The 238-nt window shown below is 36.6% G+C and carries 1 pseudogene; it reads left to right on the plus strand.

The features are described 5' to 3' along the window. Positions 1 to 238, plus strand: a pseudogene (locus ACY2RX_RS14875) (hypothetical protein); the annotation flags it as partial.

Consider the following 238-nt stretch of genomic DNA (forward strand, 5'->3'; position numbering starts at 1 on the left):
CAGAGATGCAGACTCTTCTTTTAAAGATAACGACAATGATGGTATCCAAGATGCAACCGATTTAGATGATGACAATGATGGTATTTTAGATACAGAAGAAAGTATTTGCCCTAAAGGAACAGATGCCGCAAATCCTTTTACGTCCTTAGAACAAGCTAGAACAGTACCTGTAGCTGGTATCCATTATTTTAATATTGATGGGCAAGCATTCTCAACTTATGTAGATGCTAATGGTTTT

The organism is Polaribacter sp. 2405UD43-2, assembly GCF_058147125.1.